Below are 3,525 nucleotides of genomic sequence, written 5' to 3'. Positions count from 1 at the left end.
CCTCCGGCTCACTCGCCCCTCCTTTCCAGGCTCGGTTCGCCTCCGGGCGCCCCGGGCCGGACTCACGGCCCCGACCGTGCTCGACCCGCTCGTCCCTCGCGGGCCTGCGCGCGCTCGCGACCGTTCCCCCGGCGCACCCTCCGGCTCACTCGCCGGGGGTGTCCGGGGAGGGGTCGGCGCGGGGAGGTAGGTTCGGAAGGTGACTTCTGAGAGCCCCGGCCGCATCGTCCTGCTCACCGCCAGCCACCGCGTCGCACCCGGACTGCTGTCCTGGCCGGCCTGGCAGGCGCTGCGCGGTGCGGACCGGGTGCTCTGCCCCGACGCGCACCACCCCCAGCTGCCGTACCTGACGGAGGCGGGCGTCGCTGTCGAGCACCTGCGGCCCACCGCCGAGGAGCTCGTCGCCGCCTGCGCCGGGGGCCGGACCGTCCTCGTGCTGCCGTCCGGCGAGGGCGACCGCGACCTGACCGACGGGCTCGCCCGTCTCGCCGGCTCCGGCCGGGTCGCCATGCCCGACCTGGAGCTGCTGCCCGGCTCGTACGACCTGCCGGGCGCCCGGCTCCTCGACCTCGTGCAGGTCATGGACCGCATCCGCCGCGAGTGCCCCTGGTCCTCCCGGCAGACCCACCGGGGCCTCGCCAAATACGGCATCGAGGAGGCCTACGAGCTGGTCGAGGCCATCGAGGACGGCAGCCGGGAGGAACTGCGCGAGGAACTCGGCGACGTCCTGCTCCAGGTCGTCTTCCACGCCCGGATCGCCGAGGAGGACCCCGAGGAGCCGTTCTCCGTGGACGACGTCGCCGGAACGATCGTCGGGAAGCTCGTCCACCGGCACCCGCACGTCTTCGGGGACGCCACCGCCGAGACCCCCGAGGACGTCAAGGCGCACTGGCTGCGCACCAAGGCGGCCGAGAAGCAGCGGGACTCCGTCACCGACGGGGTGCCGCTCGGACAGCCCGGCCTCGCGCTCGCCGCGAAGCTCGCCGGCCGCGTCCGTACCGCCGGCCTCGACGTGCCCCCGCCGGCCGGGGAGGGCATCGGCTACGAACTCCTCCACCTCGCCGCCCGCGCCGAGGCCGAGGGCGTGGATCCGGAGGCGGCCCTGCGCGCGGCCGCCCGCGCCTACCGCGACGCCATCCGCGCGGCGGAAGGGCTGTAGGACAGCGGTCAGGCCCGGCTCAGGGCGCGCGCGGGGCGCGGGCCGCCGGGTCGAGCCAGGGGAGCGGCGGGCGGGCCAGCAGCCACTCCGCGCGCGTCGCCGGACGGGCGGCGAACCGGCCCACCGGCGGCAGCGCGTCGTGCCGGATCCGGGCCGGGTCCGCCCCCAGCTCCTGAAGCGTCCGGGCGACCTCCGTCAGGAAACCCGGCGGTCCCGCCAGCCGCACCTCGTGCTCCGGCCACCGGACGCACGACCGCAGCGCCGTCAGCAGCCGTTCGGTCGCCTGCTCCCGGGGACGGCCGGGCGCGGCCGTGATGAACGTGACGCTCAGTCCCGGCAGGCGCGCGCCCAGCCGCTCCGCGTCCCCCCGCCCGTACAGGTACTCCTTCGCGCGCCCCACCACGAACAGCCGCCCTTCCAGGTCCGGCCCGCGCCCGGCCGCCTCCTCCAGGAGGGCCTTCACCGGCGCCCAGCCCGTACCCGCGCATATATAGGTGTGCAGGGCGTCCGCGGGCCCGTCCGCCGTCAGCGCGCCGCCGGGCGCGCTCAGCCGCAGGACCTCCCCGGGCCCCGTCTCCTCCACCAGCACCGTGCTCATCACCCCGCCGGGCACCCGGCTCACGTGCAGCTCCACCGTCCCGTCCGGGCGGGGCGCGTTGCCGAGCGAGTACGTCCGCCAGACGCGCGGGGCCCGCAGCGAGCTGACGCTCACGTACTGGCCCGGGCGGTACGGGAAGGGCCGGCGGGGCCGGAGCGTGAGGACGGCCAGATCCTCGCCGTACCGTGCGTGACGCACCACGTCCGCGTCCCACCAGGCGGGCTCCCCCGCCCCGGCGGCCTCCTCCGCGCCCCGGATCATCAGCTCGGCCACCCGCGCGTACGCCTCACTCCAGGCCTTCTCCGCCTCCACCGTCCAGGCCGCCCCGGCGGTCTGCGCGAAGGCGGCGAGAAGGCTCGTGCCGACGGCGGCGTACAGCGGGGGAGAGGCCAGGAACTTCCGGTGGTCCCGGCCCAGGTGCGTCAGGTAGGAGGCGAGCCGGGGGTCCTCCAGGTGGGTCACCACGTGCGTGAGGGCGGCGAAGAGACGGTCCCGCTGGGGCCGCATGTCGGCGGGGAACAGCTCGCGTACGCCCGGGTTGTGGCGGAAGAGATGCGCGTAGAAGAAGGCGACGGCGTGTTCGGCCCGTCTCTCGACGACCGCGAACGTGCTCCTGAGCAACTGGGCATCCACGGGGGGAATCTAGGCCACCCGCCTTCACCGGGGGCCCGCGCGATCTTCATACGTCAGGTCGGGGACCCGGGGACCCGGGGGCCGGAGGGGACGGGGGACGGTCGGGGCCCCCGGAGGCCGGAGGGGGCGGGCGGTACGGTCGGGGGGTGAGCAGCACCCCCGTACCGCCCCCCGAGCCCTCCGCCGTACCGCCCCAGGACCCGCCCCCGGCGCCCGCACTCTTCACCTGGGAGTTCGCCACCGACCCGTACCCCGCCTACGCCTGGCTGCGGGAGCACGCACCCGTCCACCGGACGCGGCTGCCCAGCGGGGTCGAGGCCTGGCTCGTGACCCGGTACGCGGACGCCCGGCAGGCCCTCGCCGACCAGCGGCTCTCCAAGAACCCCGTCCACCACGCCGAACCGGGCAAGACCGGCATTCCGGGCGAGCGCAGCGCGGGGCTGATGACGCATCTGCTCAACATCGACCCGCCGGACCACACCCGGCTGCGCCGGCTCGTCTCCAAGGCCTTCACCCCGCGCCGGGTCGCGGAGTTCGCCCCGCGCGTGCGGGAGCTGACCGACCGGCTCATCGACGGCTTCGCGGAGAAGGGGGAGGCGGACCTCATCCACGACTTCGCCTTCCCGCTGCCCATCTACGCCATCTGCGACCTGCTGGGCGTGCCCGCCGAGGACCAGGACGACTTCCGGGACTGGGCGGGGATGATGATCCGGCACGGCGGCGGGCCGCGCGGCGGCGTCGCCCGGTCGGTGAAGAAGATCCGGGGCTACCTCGCCGAGCTGATCCACCGCAAGCGGCAGGACCTCGGCGACGACCTGATCTCCGGACTCATCCGGGCCAGTGACCACGGCGACCACCTCACCGAGGCCGAGGCCACGGCCATGTGTTTCGTCCTGCTTTTCGCCGGTTTCGAAACCACCATCAACCTCATCGGCAACGGCACCTATCAGCTGCTGCGGCACCCGGAGCAGCGCGAGCGGCTCCAGGCCTCCCTCGCGGCCGGTGAGACCGGGCTCCTGGAGACGGGGGTCGAGGAGCTGCTGCGGTTCGACGGGCCGGTGGAGCTGGCGACCTGGCGGTACGCGACCCGGGACCTGAGCATCGGCGGCCAGGCGATCCCGGCGGGCGACCCGGT

General features: G+C 75.3%; 3 protein-coding genes. 2 read left to right on the top strand and 1 reads right to left on the bottom strand.

All coding sequences use genetic code 11. The features are described from left to right. Nucleotides 1-199: 199 nt before the first annotated feature. Nucleotides 200-1,159 carry a nucleoside triphosphate pyrophosphohydrolase gene (locus RIF68_RS31115; RefSeq protein ID WP_309054613.1) on the top strand — a complete coding sequence of 320 codons (960 nt, stop codon included), beginning with the start codon at nucleotides 200-202 and terminating at the stop codon, nucleotides 1,157-1,159. Nucleotides 1,160-1,178: 19 nt separating this feature from the next. Here RIF68_RS31115 and RIF68_RS31110 read toward each other — a convergent pair whose 3' ends face one another. Then, nucleotides 1,179-2,390, bottom strand: coding sequence for a globin domain-containing protein (locus tag RIF68_RS31110; protein ID WP_309054612.1), 1,212 nt, complete (start codon nucleotides 2,388-2,390; stop codon nucleotides 1,179-1,181). Nucleotides 2,391-2,536: 146 nt separating this feature from the next. Here RIF68_RS31110 and RIF68_RS31105 point away from each other — a divergent pair. Beyond that, nucleotides 2,537-3,525, top strand: a 989-nt coding sequence (locus tag RIF68_RS31105; protein ID WP_309054611.1) for a cytochrome P450, incomplete at its 3' end; no start/stop codon positions are given.

The organism is Streptomyces sp., assembly GCF_031178505.1.
GTDB classification, from domain to species: Bacteria; Actinomycetota; Actinomycetes; order Streptomycetales; family Streptomycetaceae; genus Streptomyces; species Streptomyces gulbargensis.
The sequence above is the reverse complement of the archived record's forward strand: the minus strand, read 5'-3'. Positions and strand labels throughout refer to the sequence as shown.